This is a genomic window from Acetobacterium fimetarium, from assembly GCF_014284475.1.
GTDB classification, from domain to species: Bacteria; Bacillota; Clostridia; order Eubacteriales; family Eubacteriaceae; genus Acetobacterium; species Acetobacterium fimetarium.
This window is the reverse complement of sequence record NZ_WJBC01000007.1, coordinates 14,814-35,472: the sequence shown is the minus strand read 5'-3', so window position 1 is coordinate 35,472 and position 20,659 is coordinate 14,814. Positions and strand designations below refer to the sequence as shown.

The 20,659-nt window shown below is 46.7% G+C and carries 18 protein-coding genes; 14 read left to right on the top strand and 4 right to left on the bottom strand.

Annotation, left to right across the window (positions count from 1 at the left end):
* Positions 1-8 precede the first annotated feature (8 nt).
* The 3 genes from lipB to GH808_RS06485 all read right to left on the bottom strand — a co-directional run bounded on the left by lipB (position 9) and on the right by GH808_RS06485 (position 4,085).
* Positions 9-695, bottom strand: coding sequence for a lipoyl(octanoyl) transferase LipB (gene lipB / locus GH808_RS06495; RefSeq protein WP_186841972.1), 687 nt, complete (start codon positions 693-695; stop codon positions 9-11).
* A 3-nt stretch (positions 696-698) separates the two neighbouring features.
* Positions 699-2,675: a sigma-54-dependent Fis family transcriptional regulator gene (locus GH808_RS06490; RefSeq protein WP_186841971.1), complete on the bottom strand. Its 1,977-nt coding sequence runs from the start codon at positions 2,673-2,675 to the stop codon at positions 699-701.
* A 108-nt stretch (positions 2,676-2,783) separates the two neighbouring features.
* Positions 2,784-4,085, bottom strand: a complete 1,302-nt coding sequence (locus tag GH808_RS06485; protein ID WP_186841970.1) for a DUF362 domain-containing protein — start codon at positions 4,083-4,085, stop codon at positions 2,784-2,786.
* A 334-nt stretch (positions 4,086-4,419) separates the two neighbouring features.
* Between GH808_RS06485 and GH808_RS06480 the strand changes: the two genes are divergently transcribed.
* The 12 genes from GH808_RS06480 (at position 4,420) to rd (ending at position 16,073) form a co-directional block, all read left to right on the top strand.
* The gene (locus GH808_RS06480; protein ID WP_186841969.1) at positions 4,420-6,075 is read left to right on the top strand and encodes an NAD(P)H-dependent oxidoreductase; all 1,656 of its coding nucleotides are present in this window, start codon (positions 4,420-4,422) and stop codon (positions 6,073-6,075) included.
* A gap of 197 nt (positions 6,076-6,272) precedes the next feature.
* Positions 6,273-7,469: a threonine ammonia-lyase gene (gene ilvA / locus GH808_RS06475; protein ID WP_186841968.1), complete on the top strand. Its 1,197-nt coding sequence runs from the start codon at positions 6,273-6,275 to the stop codon at positions 7,467-7,469.
* Between the two features lie 61 nt (positions 7,470-7,530).
* Positions 7,531-7,899: a phasin family protein gene (locus GH808_RS06470; protein WP_420797522.1), complete on the top strand. Its 369-nt coding sequence runs from the start codon at positions 7,531-7,533 to the stop codon at positions 7,897-7,899.
* Entirely contained in the window at positions 7,886-9,517 is a 1,632-nt protein-coding gene (locus GH808_RS06465) for an ABC1 kinase family protein (RefSeq protein WP_186841966.1), read from the top strand. The genes GH808_RS06470 and GH808_RS06465 overlap by 14 nt, the downstream gene beginning before the upstream one ends.
* 296 nt (positions 9,518-9,813) lie before the next feature.
* Positions 9,814-10,203: a GntR family transcriptional regulator gene (locus tag GH808_RS06460; protein ID WP_186841965.1), complete on the top strand. Its 390-nt coding sequence runs from the start codon at positions 9,814-9,816 to the stop codon at positions 10,201-10,203.
* Complete coding sequence (locus tag GH808_RS06455) at positions 10,184-10,879, top strand: ABC transporter ATP-binding protein (RefSeq protein ID WP_186841964.1); 696 nt, start codon at positions 10,184-10,186, stop codon at positions 10,877-10,879. The genes GH808_RS06460 and GH808_RS06455 overlap by 20 nt, the downstream gene beginning before the upstream one ends.
* On the top strand, positions 10,873-11,694 hold the full coding sequence (locus GH808_RS06450; protein WP_186841963.1) for an ABC transporter permease: 822 nt from the start codon (positions 10,873-10,875) through the stop codon (positions 11,692-11,694). The genes GH808_RS06455 and GH808_RS06450 overlap by 7 nt, the downstream gene beginning before the upstream one ends.
* Before the next feature lie 236 nt (positions 11,695-11,930).
* Entirely contained in the window at positions 11,931-12,854 is a 924-nt protein-coding gene (locus GH808_RS06445) for an efflux RND transporter periplasmic adaptor subunit (RefSeq protein ID WP_186841962.1), read from the top strand.
* On the top strand, positions 12,855-13,583 hold the full coding sequence (locus GH808_RS06440; RefSeq protein ID WP_207722273.1) for an ABC transporter ATP-binding protein: 729 nt from the start codon (positions 12,855-12,857) through the stop codon (positions 13,581-13,583).
* The gene (locus GH808_RS06435) at positions 13,570-14,820 is read left to right on the top strand and encodes an ABC transporter permease (protein ID WP_186841961.1); all 1,251 of its coding nucleotides are present in this window, start codon (positions 13,570-13,572) and stop codon (positions 14,818-14,820) included. Before GH808_RS06440 ends, GH808_RS06435 begins: the two co-directional genes overlap by 14 nt.
* 68 nt (positions 14,821-14,888) lie before the next feature.
* Positions 14,889-15,809: an ROK family protein gene (locus GH808_RS06430; protein ID WP_186841960.1), complete on the top strand. Its 921-nt coding sequence runs from the start codon at positions 14,889-14,891 to the stop codon at positions 15,807-15,809.
* Positions 15,810-15,911: 102 nt separating this feature from the next.
* Complete coding sequence (rd, locus tag GH808_RS06425) at positions 15,912-16,073, top strand: rubredoxin (protein ID WP_186841959.1); 162 nt, start codon at positions 15,912-15,914, stop codon at positions 16,071-16,073.
* A gap of 57 nt (positions 16,074-16,130) precedes the next feature.
* Here rd and GH808_RS06420 read toward each other — a convergent pair whose 3' ends face one another.
* Complete coding sequence (locus tag GH808_RS06420) at positions 16,131-16,820, bottom strand: DUF554 domain-containing protein (RefSeq protein ID WP_186841958.1); 690 nt, start codon at positions 16,818-16,820, stop codon at positions 16,131-16,133.
* Between the two features lie 191 nt (positions 16,821-17,011).
* Between GH808_RS06420 and GH808_RS06415 the strand changes: the two genes are divergently transcribed.
* A complete protein-coding gene (locus GH808_RS06415) occupies positions 17,012-18,562 on the top strand; it encodes a Ppx/GppA phosphatase family protein (protein ID WP_186841957.1) in 1,551 nt (516 codons plus the stop codon).
* Positions 18,559-20,652, top strand: a complete 2,094-nt coding sequence (locus GH808_RS06410; protein WP_186841956.1) for an RNA degradosome polyphosphate kinase — start codon at positions 18,559-18,561, stop codon at positions 20,650-20,652. Before GH808_RS06415 ends, GH808_RS06410 begins: the two co-directional genes overlap by 4 nt.
* Positions 20,653-20,659: the final 7 nt, after the last annotated feature.

Below are 20,659 nucleotides of genomic sequence, written 5' to 3'. Positions count from 1 at the left end.
AATTCTCCTTAAATTTTATTAATGGTCTGTTTGGCTGTCTGCGTTCCGAACATCGCATCGAACGCGGTGATAAACTGATCACGCACTTCAGCCAGTGGTGGTGGAATTAATCCGCATGCTGCCATGGAAGTGACATCTCGGTCTTCGATCCCGCAGGGAATAATGGTTGCAAAATGCGCGAGGTTCGGATTGACATTGATCGACATGCCATGCAGGGTGACCCCATGCGAGATGGCAATTCCCAGCGCAGATATTTTGCTTTCTGTGCCGGTTCGGGGATCGTTGACCCAGACGCCGCTTAGTCCTTTTATTCTTTTTCCCGACAAGCCGTAGTGACCCAGAACGTTGATGACCACCTGCTCCAGACAGCGGACGTAGTGATGGGCGCCCTTGATATAACGTTCAAAGTGAAGAATCGGGGAGACGATCAGTTGCCCTCGGCCGTGATAGGAGACATCGCCGCCCCGGCTCACCGCACTGAGGTTGATTCCCATCGCAGCCAGTTCACCCGGTGAATACAACAGGTTTTTGTCATGACTGCCGCGCCCCAGGGTGATGATCGCAGGGTTCTCCTGGAAAAGAAGGGTATCCTTTGCGGCACCTTCCACACATTTTTGATGAATCCTTTCCTGGAGCTCAAAGGCCTGTTCGTAAGAAATCAGTCCGAGATCAATCCAGTTCAAGTCCTTTTTCATGCGCTAATCCTCCAAATGGTACTGTTTTAACTTGCGATAGAGGGTACTGCGTGAGATACCCAGATACTCAGCCGCTTTTTTACGTTCCGGAAAAAGCGTCAGTGCTTTTTTTATGGTACTCAGCTCAAGCTCTTTCAAATCCACATTGGTATCCTCAAGCGGCGGTGATCCGATGCTGACGGCAGTTAATTGCTCATTGATATTTGGCAGATAATTGGCAATAAAGTAGTCGTCGATTCGATTGGTTTCAGTAAAATTAACCGCCTGTTCAATGGCGTTCTGGAACTGTCTCACATTTCCCGGCCACTCGTACTCCTGCATCGTTGCGATGGTTGACGGGTGCAGGGGCTCAATGAATTTCCCGCAGGCGGTTGTGATTTCATTAAGAAAAAAATTGGCGAGAATCGGGATATCTTTTTTTCGCCGGCGCAGAGGTGGAATATCAATCTGCAAAACGTTGAGTCGGTAGTACAGATCCTGTCGGAACTTTCCCTTTTTCACTTCTTCGGCAAGATTCTTATTGGTGGCGGCGATGATCCGCACGTCGATCGGAATATCTTTTGAACTCCCGATCCGCTGAATATAACGTTCCTGTAAAACACGAAGCAGAACGGTTTGGGTGTTTAATGACATTTCGCCGATTTCATCCAGAAAAATCGTGCCGTCTTTGGCCAATTCAAATTTGCCGATTTTCCCATGTTTGCTGGCACCGGTGAAAGAACCTTCCTCATAGCCAAAAAGAACACTTTCAATCAGGGCTTCCGGAATACCGGCGCAGTTGATGGCGATGAAAGGTTTGTCCGACTGATTGGCATTATGAATAGCCTGGGCAAACATTTCCTTGCCGGTGCCGCTTTCGCCCTGCAATAATACGGTGGAACTGCCTTTGGCGGCTATCTCCGAAAGATGAATAGAGCGCAGCAGTTCTGAGCTTTCACCGATAATATCATCAAAGGTAAACCGGGTTCCTTTTCTTTTGTTTTTCTCCGGAACAATCGCTTTGATTGCTCCGTCTTTGAGGGTTGCAACAGCGCCGACGACGGTGCCGTTATCATGGAGTATTAATTTGCTGTTGACCAGGCAATTGATTTTTTTGCTTTTGGTCACGACATGTTTTTCTTTTTCATTAACCGGTGATGGCTGCTGGCCAGTATGGTCTAAAATGGTTTCCCCATCCATAATATCCAGAATGTTTTTGCCGTAAGATTCAAAAGTGGTGGTTTTAAGAATTTTAGCGCCATGAGAATTGATGCCGATTATTTTTCCTTTTACATCCACGGCAACAACACCATCAGATATGGAATCAATCAGGGTGCTGAGGTAATGATTCGTTAAATCAACCTGACGATTGGATTCAGCAATGCAAAGCTGCCGGGATATGGCTCGAGCGCTTGCCACAACCATCCCCAGGGTATGAGGATAGGCCAGCTCCCGGGGACCCGACATGTCAAGAATACCGAGTAATTTCCCTGTTTCATCAAGAATCGGAGCCGCGGAACAGGTTAAATCATGGTAGCACTCGTAATAATGCTCGGCGCCGATAACCTGGATTGGCTGCAGCAGATCGATGGCTAGACCGGTCGCATTTGTGCCGGCCATGGCTTCATTCCAGATACTGCCGCGGACCAGATTTTTGGTGAAAGCTTCTTCAATAATTGATTGATCACAAATCAGCTCGAGGATGACCCCGTTAGGATCCGTCAGCGTCGTTGAAAAACCCGATTTGTTGACGAATTCCTGCAATTCAACCATGAAAGGAATGCTGACATCCAGCAGTACCTGATTCAGTTGCAGGCGTTTTTGAAAATTTTCTTCACTCACCGTAGGGGTTCGATTGACTGTCCGCGGATCGATGCCTGCTTTTTGACAGCGGATCCAGGAATCAACAATGGGTTTGCGAATAATATTACCGATGATGCCATCATTCACAAAATCAGTCCAGGTCTTTTTTATCATATCGACATCTGAATGAATTTTCAAAGCGTTCACGCTCCTTCTTTTCAATTAATCAATAATGGGAAGGTGACAGTATGAATCATCCAGACAGTGTCATTCACCGGGGGAAAAGCCCCCGGTGAACAATGAAAATTATTTACCGGCTGCCAGTTTCTGAAGATCAGTATTAAGTTGAGCAAAAATATAAACTGGAGCACAGCCTGGATAATACGTTACTGTTTTAGCAAGCGCTGCACCTTCTCGTACTTTATCAACCGATGGGAAAAGTTCCCAGCAGTCGCCGCAAATAAATACATTTTTGTCTCTACAGCTTTCAGGGTCGAAATCCGGAACTCCGCCGGCGATGACAATGATTTCACCATTTTTTTCAAGGAATTTTTTCATGTCAATGCCGCTGATGGCAAACGAGTCCAAAGCGCCACGAACATTAACATGACAACCGCCACAGGTTTGCTGCATCACACAAGTCAAACCGGCATACATGCCAATGGGGTCGCCGCCGGGACGTTTGAAGTGTTTCATAACGGATTCAATCGAGTTGCCGACAACGTCGATTTTATTTAAATCGATTTCACCCTGGCCTTCAGTACCGGCACAACGAACGGCTGGAATTTCCATCGGGTCAAAGCCCATGATTGAACAGGCAACAGAATCCACAGCAACGGTATCAGTCCCGGCAACAATCAGGTTCATTTCGATCGGCGTTCCGGCATGCGGCCCCTGGCCTTCCATCCCGATAACTGCATCGACGATGACAAGATCGGCATGTCGAACGCGATACAAGTCAGCCATTTTCTGCCCTAATTCAATACGGTGAGCACCTTGCTGCTGAGCATCGGGATGACAGTTCGGGATAATCCCATTCCAGTTTTTAAGCCCCAGCGTGACGGTTCCGGCCAAATGCACTTTCATTTTTGGCAGGTTGATGACAACGTCGGCGTCAAGGAAAGGTTTAAAAACCGTTGCGTGTTTAAATACTTTAGCCCCTTCAATTTCTACCGGAACGACATCGTGTTCGTCAAAATAGATGACTTCATCAGCTCCGCCCAGTTTAGCAGCTTCTTCCATTCTTGAATCTTTAAAGGCTGGTTTAGCACGACCAACATGCATGCCAAGTGATGGATTATCGCCAACGACCACTTTTCCGGCTTTGGAGTTTTCTTTCACATAAGAAACAACAGCTTCGATGGTTCGCGGATCAACGACAGCAAAGCTTTCTGGTGGCGCCTGGAAAGCCAGATTCGGTTTGATCAAGACGGTATCGCCCTCTTTAATGATGTTATCAAGGGATCCAATAGATAATTTAATTGCTTCACCAACAGCAGCTTTGATTTTTTTAATGTCGTCATCAAGTCGGACATATTTTCCGGCCATGAATTGGGCATTGCCTTCAGGTTTTTCAACTTTAACAACGGATATGACTGGTTTACTCATGATAAGCTCCTTTATTTGGTACATTTACCATATATTTATCCACGCATATGGATATGGATTATTAAAGAAGCAATTATCATGCCAAAAGAAGAGCATAAGATGAAATCCCATTAGAAGCACATTTTGGAAGAGTTTAATGAAAAGCAGGATCAGCTCTGTCGCAAAAAGAGACGGGCTGACGTGTCGTTTTGAAACATGACACACGGTTCGTGTTTCAAAATGGGATTATTGTTTATTCCATTATAATCGAATTATGGGGTATTCTGCCAGCGTTATTTTTGATATAATCTTTAAATAGACGAAAAAATACCATTTTGCGAAGAAGGAGGGAATAATGAGTAAAATTTTAGTATTAAATGGCAGCCATAAAAGCAGCAAAAGCTTTACGCTGAAAATAGCGGAAAGTTTTTTAGCCGGATTATCGGCAGATGCGGATGACTATGAAATTGAGATCGTTCATCTGGCAGAGCAGAACATCAATGCCTGTACCGGATGCTTTTCTTGCTGGACAACATCACCGGGTGAGTGTGTCGTTCAGGATGATATGGCGGAGCTTTTACAAAAATATGAAGAAGCCGAAATCATCATCTGGGCGACCCCTCTTTATCAATGCGGAATTTCAAGTGTTATGAAGAAATTTATGGAGCGTACGACACCCACGTTGTTACCGTTTATTGATTCGGAGGGCAAGGGAACGTATGGACGTCCTTATCGGAACCCTGAAAAAATGGGAAACAAAAGGCATGTCTTAATCAGCACCTGCGGTTTGCCGACAACCAAACGTAATTATGAGGGCGTTGAGGCGCAATTCAACAATCTGTTTGGCGAAGGCAAATGGGAAAAAATATTCTGCATTGAGGGCGAGCTTTTGGGCATCACCCAACTTGACGGTCTGACAGCACCTTATCTTGATTTAGTCAAGGCGGCAGGAAAAGAATACCGCGAGCATTCAGAAATTCCGGAAAATATCAGAGCGGGCCTTGCAAAACCATTCATCGAGATTCCCGCCTATTTAAAAACAGCCAATCTGAGCTGGGGAATCGATGATACCCGGATGAGAGATATGGACGGCGGACTGATGGCGTGGGGCTATATGAAACAGGTACAGGCCGACTTCAATCCCAAAGTAAGTCCCGGTCTCGATGCCGTGTATCAATTTGATTTCACCGATCTTAAAGAACGCTACCAGCTGGTGGTAAAGGATGATGCGTGTACCTTACTGAAAAATGATTTTAAGGAGGAAGAAATCTCGATCAGTCTCAGCTTATTAACGCTGGAACGGATCCGCGAAGGCAAAATCGATGCGGCCCACTCGTTGCTGGAAAAAAAATATTCGGTAAAAGGGGATATGAATTTGCTGAATGTTTTCATGGATGGGCTGTTTGGAAATGTTCTGCTGAATCCGGAAAAAAGAAAGAAAATCGTTCCCGTCAGTTTTAAGAATACGCCCTACTGGTTTTTCCTGACCGTGGTGCCATGGATTGTCAGTCTGCTGGTTCTGGATTACAATCCGTTATTCGGCATTGTCATTCCGCTGGTGATCAGCGGGATTTTATTCACCATCAAAAGAGGGGCGGATTTGGTCTATTTCGAAAAAGGGACACTGGTCTCATTTTCGCTGGTCACGCTGATCTATATGACATTTGGAAGTACTTTCGACGGCAATACATTTGCAATCATTGAATATTTTGGACTGGCGCTGATCTGGCTGGCGTCGGTGCTCAAAACAATCCCGTTAACGGCAGATTACCTGCACTTTTTCAACGGGCACAACGCCCTCAAAAATGCGCTGTTTCTAAAAACAAACCGGATTCTGACGCTGGTCTGGGCAGTTATTTTCGTCATGCAGGGCGGCATTGCCATCTGGCTTGACACGACGTTCATGGTCCATTTGGCGGCGATATTTCCACTGGCATTACTGGTTCCCGGTGTGTTCTTTTCGATGTGGTTCATCGAATGGTATCCGGAACAGTGTGCAAAACCGGAGTAGCCCCCCCGTACCGACCAATTGTTAATCAGTTGTCTGCTGCAGAATCGGACACTCTTCGAGATGTCCGCTCTGAGGCAAACAACACGATGTAACAATTGTCGGTACTACTGTATACCTTTGTCTACAGTCTCAAGAAAGGCGTCAGCCTTTTTTTTATAAGTTGATAAAAAACAAATCAAAAAAACAGGAGAAATTAAATGTTGACACTCGATAAAATCTATCATGCATCTTTTACATTGAAAAAATACATCCGTCCCACGGATTTGATTCATGCGCCCAAAATCTGTCCGGACAGTGAAATCTATCTGAAAACAGAAAATCTGCAGATTACCGGTTCTTTCAAGGTTCGCGGGGCCTGCTATAAGATTTCCCAGCTTAACGAAGCCGAACGGGCCAAAGGGGTGATCGCCTGTTCGGCCGGCAATCATGCTCAGGGCGTTGCGATGGCGGCCGCCATCAACAATATCAAAGCCCTGATCTGTCTGCCGGATGGGGCACCGATTTCCAAGGTTGAAGCAACCAAATCCTACGGGGCCGAAGTGTGTCTGGTGGAAGGCGGTTATGATGAGGCTTATGCCAAAGCCATCGAGCTTCAGGCGGAAATGGGCTATACCTTTATTCATCCCTTTGACGACGATGATGTCATCGCCGGACAGGGCACCATTGGATTGGAGATTCTCGAAAGCCTTCCGGATATCGATGCAGTCATCGTGCCGGTGGGGGGCGGCGGGCTCATATCGGGTATTGCCTACGTCATCAAGTCGCTGAAGCCGGAAGTGAAGGTTTACGGCGTTCAGGCTGCCGGAGCGCCAAGCATGAAGCAGTCGCTGAAAGCGAAAAAAGTATGCTGTCTGTCACAGGCCAATACCATTGCCGATGGGATTGCTGTCAAACAGCCGGGGGAAATCACCTTTGATCTGTGCAGTCAGTACGTCGACGAAATTGTCACCGTCACCGAAGATGAAATTTCAACCGCTATTCTGACGCTGATTGAGCAGCAGAAGCTGATTGCCGAAGGAGCCGGCGCGGTGGCAGTAGCGGCGGCGATGTTTGGCAAACTTCCGATCAAAGGCAAAAAAGTCGTCTGTCTCGTTTCGGGAGGGAATATCGATGTGACTATTCTATCACGGATCATCAAACGCGGACTGCTGACATCGGGGCGGATCTGTTCACTCAATATTGAACTGGTCGACAAACCCGGACAATTGAAAGGCGTTTCACGAATCATCGCAGATTGCGGCGGCAATGTTATTTCGATTCACCATGAACGCAGCAATGAAGGTTCGGATATCAATGGCTGTTTCCTGCGCATTGAACTGGAAACCAGAAATTACGAACATATTCTGGAAATCCGCAAAGCATTGATGGAAGGCGGATTTAAATTACAGGATTAAATGCAAAAGATTTGGGTATAATAATAAAAAATATAATCAAAAAGAGGAGGAACGAAAAATGTTGGAAAATATTAGTGAAGACATCAAAAAAATATTTTTGTTTGGAATTGGTGCCGTGGCAACTACTGCTGAAAAATCGAAAGAACTGATCGATGAGCTGGTGGCAAAAGGGGAACTGACGGTAGAACAGGGAAAAATACTGAATGAAGAGCTGAAACACAACATCAAGGAATCCTTTAAGGACGCGACTGCCACTAAAAATGAAAATCCACCAACGGCGGACACGGTTGTGGAAAACATGGATAAAATGACAGCGGAAGAAATTCAGAAAATCAAAGCAAAAATAGAGATGATGGAAGCAGAACCAGCCGCTAAAGAAATTGTTTCTTTAGAAAGGGCCGATAAAAGCGGAACAGATGAATCAAAGTGATCCCGTAAAAATAGCGGATCAACAGAACAACAGCAATCAGATGGACAGCAATGGCAGGAGAATGGGGAAAATCATTGCCATTCTGCTCAAACACGAAATCACGAAAGGGCTGACCCCGGAGAAATTGAGACTGATCATCGAGGATCTGGGGCCGACCTTTATTAAGATCGGTCAAATGATGTCGATGAGACGTGATATTCTGCCATCTGACTACTGCCTGGAGCTGGAAAAACTCAGATCACAGGTAAAACCGATGCCCTTTGAAACGGTCATCAAGATCATTGAGGAAGAATATCAGCGCCCGGCAGATGAAGTGTTCCGCATGATCAACAGGGAACCATTGGGCTCCGCTTCGATCGCTCAGGTGCATGAAGCCGAGCTGAATGACGGCGCTAAGGTGGTCATCAAGGTTCAGCGGGTTGGAATTTATCGGGTGATGGCTCAGGATGTCGTTCTCCTGCACAAAGCAACCGGAATTCTGAATGTTGCCAGCGGAATGGGCGATATCGTCGATTTTAAAATGATTGTGGATGAAATGTGGAGCACGGCCCAACAGGAAATGGATTTTCTGATTGAGGCTCAGAATGCCCAACTGTTCAATGAATTAAATGCAGACATCAACTACGTCAGCTGCCCGCGCATCTACAATGCATTCACCACCTCAAAAGTACTGGTGATGGAAGCGATCGAGGGTATCGAAATCGATGAACTGGACTCCTTGCTGTCGGAAGGCTATGATCTCCAGGAAATTGGCAGAAAGCTGGCGGACAATTATGTGAAGCAAATTATTGACGATGGCTTTTTTCATGCCGATCCGCATCCGGGCAATATCTTCATTCGAAATGGCCAGATTATCTGGATCGATTTGGGGATGATGGGGAGATTATCCAAACGCGAAATGAGCGTTTTACGGCGCTATGTCAAGGCGATTGCCACCGTTGATGTGGAGATGTTAAAAGGTGCCGTGCTGGCATTGGGCGTTCCCAAGCGGCGGATCAACCATCCCCAATTGTATGAAGCAATCAACGGCATCCTGGAGGAATTCGGAACCGAAGAGCTGAGCAATATCAATATGGGCAGAGTGCTGGAAGAAATATTGCGGATTGCCGGCGAAAATCATATCGCGATGCCAAGAGGCATCAGTATGCTGAGCCGCGGCATGATCACCATCGAGGGGGTCATTGCCGAAGTATCCCCGGAAGCCAATATTGTCACGATCATGGGCGATCACATCGCGGTTCAGGAAGCTGGCGATTTTGATTTAAGCAAGATCATCGAGACCAACGGTCGCAGATTTGCCATATCAAGCGAAAAGGCAATCGGCATACCGGGACAGGTAGCGGATTTTCTGACCCTTGCGAACAAGGGGCAGGTTAAGGTCAATCTGGAGCTGATGGGATCGGAGGAGCCACTGGCGGAAATTGATAAAATGGTCAACAAAATTGTCATTTGTGTCATTAACGCGGCTTTGCTGATCGGATCAAGCTTTATTGCCACCACAGATATGACCCCAAAGCTGCTGGGAATCCCCGCTCTGGGAACCATCGGCTACATTACCGCGATCATTCTCAGCGGCGGCCTGATGTACTCGATTCGCAAAATGAAAAAAAGACGTTAATATAAAATTGAAAAAAATGCTGCATTTTGTGGCAGTGAAACTGTAGACAGCGTTCTAACGTAGTACCGACAATTGTTATATCGTGTAGTATGCATCAGAGCGGACATCTCGAAGAGTGTCCGATTCTGTAGCATACGACTGATTAACAATTGGTCGGTACGGTGGGACTGGTCGACAGCTTGACTGCTGCAGAAATGCGGCATTTTTTTTGCAGAAAAGTCTTGACAGAATTGTATTATTGAGTTACTGTATTAATCAATTAGTACAACAATACAATAATACAAAGGAGGACAGCAATGAAATGGTACATTGATTCAGATCGACCCATCTACAAACAGTTGGTGGAACAGATTGAGCTTAGAATCGTATCCGGAATTTATTCACCAGGCGATAAACTTGCTTCGGTAAGAGATTTGGCTTCGGATGCTGGTGTTAACCCAAACACAATGCAAAAAGCATTAGCAGAGCTGGAACGAGAGAACCTGGTTTTTGCACAGAGAACAAGTGGACGATATATTACGGAGGATAAGAAAGTGATAGAGGAAGTAAAGAAAGCTTTGGCATTAACCGAGATTGACCGGTTTTTCGACCGAATGAAGCAGCTGGGATTTGGCAAAGAAGAGATTCTGACATTGATTGAAAAGGCTGAGGAGGGGGAAGACGGTAATGACAATACTCAGCGCTAAGAACCTGACCAAGAATTTCGGAAAAAAGGTGGCCCTGTCTGACGTCAATGTCGAGATCCCGAGAGGTCGGATCATTGGGCTGCTTGGGCCAAACGGCAGCGGCAAAAGCACTTTTATTAAACTGGCCACCGGTTTGCTGGTGCCAACCGGTGGAGAAATAACCATCGATGGGCTTGCTCCCGGTATTGAAACGAAGGCAAAGGTATCCTACCTGTCCGAGCGAACTTATCTTAACGGCTGGATGCGGGTTGAAGACATCATCGCTTTCTTTGAAGATTTTTATCAAGACTTCAACCGTATCAAAGCTGAAAACATGCTGCTCGATCTGAATATCAATCCCGGAGATCGGCTGAAAACCATGTCCAAGGGGACCAAAGAGAAAGTCCAGCTGATTTTGGTCATGAGCCGGCAAGCAGAGCTTTATCTGCTCGACGAACCAATCGGCGGGGTTGATCCGGCCGCCAGGGATTACATTCTCAATACCATCATCAACAATTATAAAGAGAATGCCTCGGTCGTGATCTCAACCCACCTGATTGCAGATATCGAGCAGGTGTTGGATGACATCATTTTCATTTCAAAAGGAGAAATAACCCTGACATCCACTGTTGATGAAATCAGGGAAAAGTACAACAAATCGGTAGACGGTCTGTTCCGGGAGGTATTCAAATGTTAAGAAAACTGCTTAAACATGAAGTAAAGGCGACGGGGAGAACGTTTCTGCCGCTGTATGGTGCTTTACTGATATTGACAATTTTCACAAAAGTGGCCATGACCATCGGGGCACCGGATTTTTTCAGCGACAATGTTACAACCGGTCCGATTGCTGAAATCATTCTGGGAATCGCCTTTACCCTGTACTTTGTTCTGGTCGTCGCCTTATGTGTGATGACGCTGGTGGTGATTATCCAGCGGTTTTACAAGAATCTTTTTACTGATGAAGGCTATCTGATGTTCACCCTGCCCGTAAAAACATGGGAAATGGTTTTCTCGAAATTAGTGGTGGGATTGATGTGGTCGGTGGTCTGCGGTTTAATGCTGGCTATCTCCGGCTTCATTCTCTCACTGGGAAGTTTTTCGATGCTGGAAGTCTCTCAGGCGATCAGTGCCGGTTACGCCGATTTTTATGCTCAATTTGGAATGAGCCTCAATGTTATTCTGTTTGAACTGTTCCTGGGCATGCTGGTAGGCGGGGTTGCATCGATTCTGATGATTTATGTATCCATTGCTATCGGGCAGTTGTTCAACCAGCACCGGATTATTGCGGCTTTCGGAGCCTATATCGTGATTACCATCGTGATGCAGATCATCGCGTCAGTCATCATGGTAGTCGTACCTTTAGCGAATCTGGAAGCATATATGGAAGGTATTGAGGCAATGAATGCGATCCAGTGGTTGATCAATGGCACGACCATCTGCAATGTGATCTTGTGCGTCCTGTTCTATTTCGGCACCCAGTACATCATGCAGAAACACCTGAATTTGGAGTAAGCGCCAGAAAAATAGGTATTTCCAGAACTACCATGTTTACTGACGGTTTGCGCGAATCAATCTGTACACTGTACGGCGGACAGTTTTCCAAACTGTTCGCCTACACGTTACCAAATTGATTGCGAAACCGTCAGCAAAGCAACAATTGTTCGTGTTTTGTGCAATTTATAAACAAAAAAATTAAAGAGGGAGAGAGGTATGGACCGATTGAGAGATCGGGGCCATACAGGAAAATAATGAAGAAAAAAGGAATCATACTGTGTATCGTGCTGGGGTTAGCCATCGTGATCGGCGGCGGCGCCTATGTTTATGCCGGCACAAAAACACCGGCTGCCGCCACCGTCAAGACGTCAGCACTGGCGAAGGGAAACCTTCAGAATTCCATATCGGCTACCGGCATTGTCGAAAGCAATACGAAAGTGAAAGTCAGTGACAGCAGCGGTGATACGATCGAAAAAATCTATGTCGCCGTTGGTGACGCGGTCAGCAACGGCGACTGGTTGTGTCAGCTTTACAACAAGCAGACGGATACCTATACCAATGTCAAGGCCGGGAATAGCGGTACCATCACAGCGGTCAGTGCGGTCAAAGGCGCGATGGCAAGCGGCGAACTGTTCACCATTGAAGATACCAGTGATCTGAAAGTCCGCGGAAAAGTCAAAGAGGCGAATTTGAACCTGATTCATGTTGACATGCCGGTAACTATCAAATCCGATGCGACCGGAGCCGCAACTTTTCAGGGCAATCTTTCCAAAATCGCACCAACTGCAATGGAGACAAAACTTTCAGCAGATTCCACGACAAAAAATGCCGAGTTTGAAATCGAGGTTGATCTGCCGGCCGATGTGTCCGGACTTAAAATTGGAATGACCACCCGGCTGAGCATCGTCAGCGAAGAAAAAAATGATGTCTTCAGCGTTCCCTTCGAGGCCCTGGTGACGGATGATTCCGGCAAGACCTGCATTTATATTGCCCAGGAGAATCCGGATAAAGCAGGAACACAGATGGTTGCCGCCATTCCGGTAAGTCTCGGGATGGAAACTGATTCACTCGTGGAAATAGCCGGCGATCAGCTGACGGCTGGAATGGCCGTCATTAGCCAGCCTCAGGCTGTACATCCTGGCGATTCGGTTTCTCTTGAGGAAGGAGCAACGGTGTAAATGAGAAAAAAAATCATTGAAATGAGAGGAATCGTCAAATCCTATTACCTCGGAACGCCCAACGAACTGGAAATACTTCACGGTTTAGATCTTGACGTTTACGAAGGCGAATTTTTATCCATCGTCGGGGCTTCCGGATCCGGCAAGTCCACCCTGATGAACATTCTCGGGGCGCTGGACCGTCCCACCCGCGGAAGCTATTTTCTGGACGATCTGCCGATGGAAAATGTCAAGGATGAAGGTTTGTCAAGAATTCGCAATCAGAAAATCGGCTTTGTATTTCAGACCTTCAATCTGATTCCCCGTTCCTCGGCGCTGAATAATGTGGCGCTCCCGATGCTCTATGGCGGAAAATCACGAAGTGAACGGACCCAACGGGCCAAAGAGCTGCTGCAAATGGTGGAGATGAGTGCCCGTTCCCATCATCGCCCGAACGAATTGTCCGGTGGGCAAAAGCAGCGTGTCGCCATTGCCAGAGCGATGGCCAATGACCCGGCCATCATTCTGGCGGATGAACCGACCGGGGCACTGGATACGCATACGGGCCGGATGGTCATGGATATTTTTCACCAGCTCCATCAGGAACAGGGCAAGACAATTATCCTGATTACCCACAACACCGAGCTGGCCGAGGAAACGCAGCGAACCATTCGTCTCAAGGACGGTTCCATCGTGGAAAACTATGTAAATCAGAAATTTCATTTGGAGGGGCGCTATGAATCTGCTTGAAAATACCCGGCTGGCTCTGGAAGGTTTGAGAGCGAATAAAATGCGCGCCCTTCTGACGATGCTTGGGATCATCATCGGGATCGCTTCCGTTATGGCGATTTCGACGCTTGGTTCCGCCATGACCGGCTCAGTTTCAAAAACAATGGACAAAATCGGCAGCAAGAATATCTCGGTGTACCTGACGCCGAAGAATTATGACAGCCAGCCGACAATGCAGCCGGAAGACTACATCACGCAGGATGAGCTTGACAGCTTCAAAACAATGTATTCAAGTCAGATTCAGGCCATCAGCCTGTCCAAGAGTATGGGTTCCGGTGAGCTCGACAGCGGGTATATTCATAAGGACGTCAGCATCACCGGCGCCAATCCGGACTATCGTCTGGTCAACAACATCAATCTGGTTCAGGGGCGTTTCGTTTCCGACCGGGACATCCAAAGTTCTCGGAATGTCATCATCATCGATACAACCCTGAGAAACAATCTGGTCGGCGTTGATGGCGATCCGACGGGAATGGATATTACCGTGAAAACCAAAACCACGAATGAAACCTATACCGTCATCGGGGTCTATGAAAAACTGGTAATTGACAATCCGCTCTTTAATATGGGCGACGATACGCGTGTCGAGTGCTTTATTCCGATCACTACGGCGATGGCGCTTGGTTCGGAAGCAACCACCATCCCGGGGTATGACAGCTTGACGATCATGGGAGCAGCCAATGGCGACACCACCGCTTTTGCCAAAACGGCCAAGGATTATTTCCTCAAGAGTCTGGATCCGCTGTCCGACTATACAATTGAGTCCCAGAGCATGGAGTCCATCGTCAGTGAAGCAACCGGTATGTTGAGTACCCTTTCGCTCGGGATTTCAGTCATTGCGGGGATATCGCTGCTGGTTGGCGGGATTGGTGTAATGAATATCATGCTGGTTTCGGTAACCGAACGGACGAAGGAAATCGGCATCCGCAAAGCTTTGGGCGCGAGAAATTCAGCCATCCGCAGTCAGTTTATCATCGAGTCGATCATCATCTGTCTGATCGGCGGAATGATCGGCGTAGCTCTGGGCGCGGCGCTCGGTATTTTCGGCAGTTCGCTGCTTAAGTTTCCGACCACACCTCCTTTCGGCCCGATGATTATCGCCCTGTGCTTCTCAATGGGGATCGGCGTTTTCTTCGGCTATTACCCGGCCAATAAGGCCGCCCACCTGGATCCGATTGATGCGCTGCGCTATGAATAAGCCAGACTAATTCTATCGAAAAAAGAAAAATCGTGCTATAATGCAGTAAAAATGAATCGAGGTGCAGGATGGGAATCGGAATCGATTTAGGTGGGACGAATATCAAGGGCGGCATCGTGGATGAACAGGGAAAAATTCTGCGGGAGCTTTCTGTAAAAACGGACAGTGCCCGGGGGTATGCTGACGTAAAAAATGATCTGCTGGCGCTGATTAAAGAGCTGCTTCTGCAGGCGCCGGCGGAGCAGGCGATCGGCATCGGGATTCCGGGTATTCTCTCTGCGGATGGCAGTACGGTGGTATCCTGTCCGAATCTGGGCTGGAAAAATGTGGACTTGAAAAAGGATCTGGAAGACGGATTGACCCAAGAGGTGCAGCTGGTCAATGATGCCACAGCGGCTTGTATCGCTGAAGCAACATTTGGAAGCATGGCCGGCTGCGACAATACCATGATGATTACGCTGGGTACGGGCGTCGGTGGGGGACTGATTCTCAATGGCCGGATCATAACCGGAGCCCACGGTGTGGCAACGGAAGTCGGCCATATGATCATGGCGGAAAACTTCTATTCCTGCGGCTGCGGAAAAAACGGCTGTCTGGAGACGTTTGCTTCAGCAACCGCATTGGTTCGGTATGTAAAAATGCGGTTGCAGAACGGCGTCACATCACCTTTGATAGCTGAAAAAAAACTGGACGGAAAAAAAATCATCGACGCGGCCAAAGCCGGCGATCCTCTGGCAACGGAGGCGGTTGATCGACTGGCCAAATATCTGGGCTGGGCGATCGCCAATATCAGCGATATCGTGGACCCGGAGATCTATGCCATCGGAGGCGGTTTGTCGAATGCCGGCGGCTTTTTGCTGGAAAAAATTCGCATAGAGGCACATAAGCGTCTCACCTATCCGCACAATGCCATACCTGAAATTGTGCTGGCCAGGTTCAGAAATGAAGCCGGAATGATTGGTGCAGCAAACCTGGGAAAATACCGGTAACAGAATTTTATTTTGAAATAATTCATAAAATAGATTGAAATATTTGTTAGAATAATTATAATAGAGATATAAAAACAAAATTCAGAAATGGGGGAAATAACAATGCAAAAATTTGAATGTGATGTATGCGGTTATATTTATGATCCAGCTTTTGGGGATCCGGATAATGGAGTCGCTCCTGGGACGGCATTTGCCGATATTCCTGATAGCTGGGAGTGCCCAACCTGTGGCGTTGGCAAAGATGATTTTTCACCAGTAGACTAATATTAAAAAAAGAGCTTCGGCTCTTTTTTTATTTGCAAAGAAATGGCAAATTCAGTTTTAAAGGCCCCACAGCCCCATCATCCAAAGGATCAGAATCGGCATGATGATGGCCGGCAGGAGATTGCCGACTTTGAATTCCTTGATCTTGAGCATGTTGATGCCGATGGCCATGATCAGAATGCCGCCGACGGCGTTCATTTCCGTGATCATGGCGGTTGACAGGAAGGGTTTGATTGAAGTGGCCAGCAGAGCAATGCTGCCCTGATATAAAAAAACGGGAATCGCCGACAGCAGCACGCCAATGCCCATGGTTGAGGAAAGAATCATAGCAAAAATTCCGTCCAGCAGTGATTTGCTGAGTAAAATACTGTAGGTTCCGGTGATGCCGTTTTCCAGGGCGCCCATAATGGCCATGGACCCGGTGCAGAAAAGCAGGGATGCGCTGACAAAACCGAGTGAAACATTGTTGCTGCTGTTTTTCAGTCGTGATTCAAGCGCGTCTCCGATGCGTTTGAGCTGTTTTTCAATATCGATGAGTTCGCCGACGATGGCGCCAAGCAGAAGGCTGACGAGCATTAGCGTAATATTTTCAGTTTCCAGCGCCATCGTTGTACCGATGATGACGACGCCGAGACCCAGGCCCTGCGTGATTGTATCGCAGAGCCGCGAGGGCAATGCTTCCTTTAATAAAAGTCCGATGAAGCCGCAGATGACGATAGCGGTGGCATTGATAATTGTTCCGAACAAGATTCTTCCTCCCGATGATGATGTTAATTCTCAACATATTGTAACACAGAATAATCGCCGGAGGCACGAAACAAATAATTGATAACAATTGCATTATAAAAAAAAAACAAAAATATCATCACTTCACCGACTTTTAACATCCATTTCATCTGAATTATGATAAAATGAAAGAAAGCATGGGGAGGGATTTTATGATAAAACGATTTTCAGTTATCTATATCGGTTCCAGCAGATGTGAACTGATCATTGGACAAAGGGGAAAAGGCTGCATCAATATTTTGGACCGGGCAATCTATCCCATCAGTTTTGGCAGCCAGAGTTTTGCAAAAGGTGAGATCAGTTTTAAATCAGCCTATGCATTGTGCCAGACGATTAAAGATTATATCGAAATGTCCAATGCCTATGCCGTGGAATCAATAAAAATATTTGGCACCACCGCGCTTCGTGAAGCTAAAAATCAGCTTTATATTCTTGAGCAGATCCGGATCAATACCGGTGGTTATGAAGTCGAAATTCTGGAGAAAGAAGAAGAAATCCATTTGATTTACCGTCATATGGTGTTAAAATGCAATCCGGCATTTAATATTACCGGAGACGATACGGAAGAGCAGATGCTGGCGGCGATTTCCAGCGGCAATGTGTCGGTGGCGTTGCTGAAAAATGGCGTCATCGACTATCACCAGACTGCCGAGCTTGGCTATCTGAAAATGAAGGAGATTCTCAAATCCATCGAAGAAAACTCGGAACGGTTTGAGACCCTGCTGACGGAATTCATTTCGACTTATACCCAAAATATTGTTGAAAACATTAAAAAAAGAGAGATCAAACGGCTCTTCATCTCTTCCCATGAGGTGGGGGTGATCGCTCAGCTGTGCGGATTTACTGAGCAAAAAGAGTATTATGTCGTGAATGCCGGGGAATTCCGAAAATTATGGAAGTCAACAGCGGATCTGACCGCCAACCAGCTGATGAAAAAAAATCCTTTTCTGGACCAGTATGAAGCGGAAACCCTGAATCATACCCTGGCGCTCTATCTGAAACTGCTGGTGGAAACCGGTGTTGAAACCGTTGTTCTGATTCCGATGATGATCGGTGACGCCTATCTCGATTTTGAATTCCAGGTTACCAAAAAACAACAGCTGCTGGAGTGGATCGATGAAGGCAGCTATTATTCGGCGAAGGCTATTGGCGTGAAGTACCATACCAATCCGAATCATTCAGAATTTATTGAAAAGATCAGCCTCAAAATATTTGATTCGCTAAAAAAATATCATCAGCTGGGGAAACGGGAACGGCAGCTTTTGTCGATAGTATGTTATCTGCTCGAGGTCGGTACTTTTATCAATCGGAAAAACTATCAGATTCAGAGCTGCAATATTATTGAGACGACAGAAATCGTCGGCGTCACTCAAAAGGAAAAAGATCTGATGGGGAAGGTTGCAGAAGCGGTGAGAGTCAGTTTTATTGCAATTGAGGAGAGCATTTATTTAAAAAACGATCAGGAGCAGTTGGTCGTTGCAAAACTCGCCGCGATATTAAAGCTGGCGATTGCTTTGGACAAAAGCAGCCAGCAGAAAATTCAGAAACTGCAGTGCCGCTTGAAAGAAGAAAAATTACTGATTGAAGTCACAACCGCGAAAAATTTCCAGCTGGAAGAGCATTTTTTTAAAGTAAGTCGTAATACAATGGAAGCAGTCTATGGCATTAAGCCAATCTTGAAAATTAAGAGGGTAGAGTCATGAAGAATAGATTATACATCAATCGTGAGATCAGCTGGCTGGATTTTAACTACCGGGTTTTGGAAGAGGCCTACGATAAAGGCAATCTGATTATGGACCGACTGAAATTTCTGGCCATCACCGCATCCAACCTGGACGAATTTTTTATGGTGCGGATGGCGGGGATTATGGATCAGATCAATGTCGGTTACAACAAGAAAAGTATCGATGGTTTTACCCCGAAAGAACAGCTGGCGGAGCTTAGAAGAATTACCCAGGAGATGATGGACCGCCAGTATACCTGCCTGTCAAAATCGCTGATGCCGGAACTGAATCAGAATCATGTGTTTTTCCAGAATTATGGAGAACTTGACGAAGAAGGCCGGGATTTTGCGCTGCAATATTTCCGGCATGAATGCTATCCTGTTTTGACGCCACAGGCCATTGACAACAGCCGGCCATTTCCGTTGGTCAAAAACAACCAGGTCTATCTCTGCATCATGCTTCACGACACTGAAATGAAGAATAAGGAAGAAAAAGAATTTATTGCCATACTTGAAATTCCTAAAGTGCTCGACCGAATTATCGCCTTGCCGAGAAGCAAGGAGTCGCAGAAATTGTATTATATCTTTATTGAGGATTTAATCAGTCCTTTTGTCGAGGAGCTCTTTACCGGATACGATGTCAGGCAGGTGGCTGAATTCAGGATTACCAGAAATGCGGATTTGGCCATTGACGAGGATGAAGCGGAAGATCTGCTGATCGAAATTGAAAAATCGATTCAGCAGCGTAAATGGGGTGCCAGCATCAAGCTGGAAGTATCAAAGACCATGAGCAAAAAAATGAAAAAATGGCTGATGAGCGAACTGGAAATCGAAGAGAACGAACTGTATGAGCTGAAGGGCAATCTGGATCTGACCTGCTTCATGAAGTTTCATGGCCGTCCGGAGTTTGAGGAGCTGCGAGAACCTCCTTATACCCCCCTGATGTCAGGTGAATTCTATGGCGTGGATGATATTTTTGAAGTCATTCGTGAAAAGGACCGGCTTTTGCATCATCCGTATCAGTCTTTTGACACCGTGATCGATTTTGTCCGCACCGCCGCATCCGATCCGGATGTGCTGGCGATCAAGCAGACCCTCTATCGCGTCAGCGGCGATTCGCCGATTATAGCCGCGCTGATCAAGGCTGCTCAGAACGGCAAACAGGTGACGGTGATGGTCGAACTCAAGGCCCGTTTTGATGAGGCCAACAACATTGTCTGGGCAAAAAAACTGGAGAAGGCGGGCTGCCACGTCATTTACGGATTGGCCGGCTTGAAAATTCACTGCAAAATGATTCTGGTTGTCCGCAAAGAATCGGACGGCATCAGGCGCTATGTTCACCTTGGAACCGGCAACTACAATGATGTTACCGCCGCGCTGTATGCGGATTTTGGCATGTTCACGGCCAAAGAAAGCTATGCTTCGGATGTGTCCACCCTGTTTAATGTGCTTTCCGGCTACAGCCACTATACTTTATGGAAAAAAATCGAAGTGGCGCCAAAAACCATGCGAAATGCCTTTTACCTGGCGATTGAACGCGAAATCGGAAATGTGAAAATGGGTGAAAAGGGAAAAATCATTGCCAAAATGAATGCCCTGATCGATGAAGGGATCATCAACAAATTGTATGAGGCCTCTCAGGCGGGCGTCGAGATACAGCTGATTGTGCGGGGAATGTGTTCGCTGATACCGGGAATTCCAAAGATCAGTGAGCATATCACCGTTCACAGCATCGTCGGAACCTATCTGGAACACAGCCGTATTTATTATTTCTACAATCAGGGAAAAGAGGACATTTTCCTGTCCAGTGCGGATTGGATGGAACGTAATTTAAACCGCCGCATTGAAACGCTTTTCCCGGTCGAAGATGAAGAACTCAAGAATAAAATCAAACACGTGATCGATATCACGTTAAGGGATACCATTAAAACGCGGCTGATGACGGCAACCGGTGAATATCAGCGGATCGATAAACGCGGAAAAGAACTGCTTTCCTGCCAGAAGTATTTTTGTGAAGAAGCGGAAGCGGAACTGGCAGCGGCGAAAAAGGCAGCACGACTTAAAAAATGATAGTGGA

What these genes read in the sequence shown, in the direction of transcription:
- lipB (WP_186841972.1), bottom strand. Translation starts at nt 695, where the DNA reads ATGAAAAAGGACTTGAACTGGATTGATCTCGGACTGATTTCTTACGAA.
- GH808_RS06485 (WP_186841970.1), bottom strand. Translation starts at nt 4,085, where the DNA reads ATGAGTAAACCAGTCATATCCGTTGTTAAAGTTGAAAAACCTGAAGGC.
- GH808_RS06480 (WP_186841969.1), top strand. Translation starts at nt 4,420, where the DNA reads ATGAGTAAAATTTTAGTATTAAATGGCAGCCATAAAAGCAGCAAAAGC.
- ilvA (WP_186841968.1), top strand. Translation starts at nt 6,273, where the DNA reads ATGTTGACACTCGATAAAATCTATCATGCATCTTTTACATTGAAAAAA.
- GH808_RS06465 (WP_186841966.1), top strand. Translation starts at nt 7,886, where the DNA reads ATGAATCAAAGTGATCCCGTAAAAATAGCGGATCAACAGAACAACAGC.
- GH808_RS06460 (WP_186841965.1), top strand. Translation starts at nt 9,814, where the DNA reads ATGAAATGGTACATTGATTCAGATCGACCCATCTACAAACAGTTGGTG.
- GH808_RS06455 (WP_186841964.1), top strand. Translation starts at nt 10,184, where the DNA reads ATGACAATACTCAGCGCTAAGAACCTGACCAAGAATTTCGGAAAAAAG.
- GH808_RS06450 (WP_186841963.1), top strand. Translation starts at nt 10,873, where the DNA reads ATGTTAAGAAAACTGCTTAAACATGAAGTAAAGGCGACGGGGAGAACG.
- GH808_RS06445 (WP_186841962.1), top strand. Translation starts at nt 11,931, where the DNA reads ATGAAGAAAAAAGGAATCATACTGTGTATCGTGCTGGGGTTAGCCATC.
- GH808_RS06440 (WP_207722273.1), top strand. Translation starts at nt 12,855, where the DNA reads ATGAGAAAAAAAATCATTGAAATGAGAGGAATCGTCAAATCCTATTAC.
- GH808_RS06435 (WP_186841961.1), top strand. Translation starts at nt 13,570, where the DNA reads ATGAATCTGCTTGAAAATACCCGGCTGGCTCTGGAAGGTTTGAGAGCG.
- GH808_RS06430 (WP_186841960.1), top strand. Translation starts at nt 14,889, where the DNA reads ATGGGAATCGGAATCGATTTAGGTGGGACGAATATCAAGGGCGGCATC.
- rd (WP_186841959.1), top strand. Translation starts at nt 15,912, where the DNA reads ATGCAAAAATTTGAATGTGATGTATGCGGTTATATTTATGATCCAGCT.
- GH808_RS06415 (WP_186841957.1), top strand. Translation starts at nt 17,012, where the DNA reads ATGATAAAACGATTTTCAGTTATCTATATCGGTTCCAGCAGATGTGAA.
- GH808_RS06410 (WP_186841956.1), top strand. Translation starts at nt 18,559, where the DNA reads ATGAAGAATAGATTATACATCAATCGTGAGATCAGCTGGCTGGATTTT.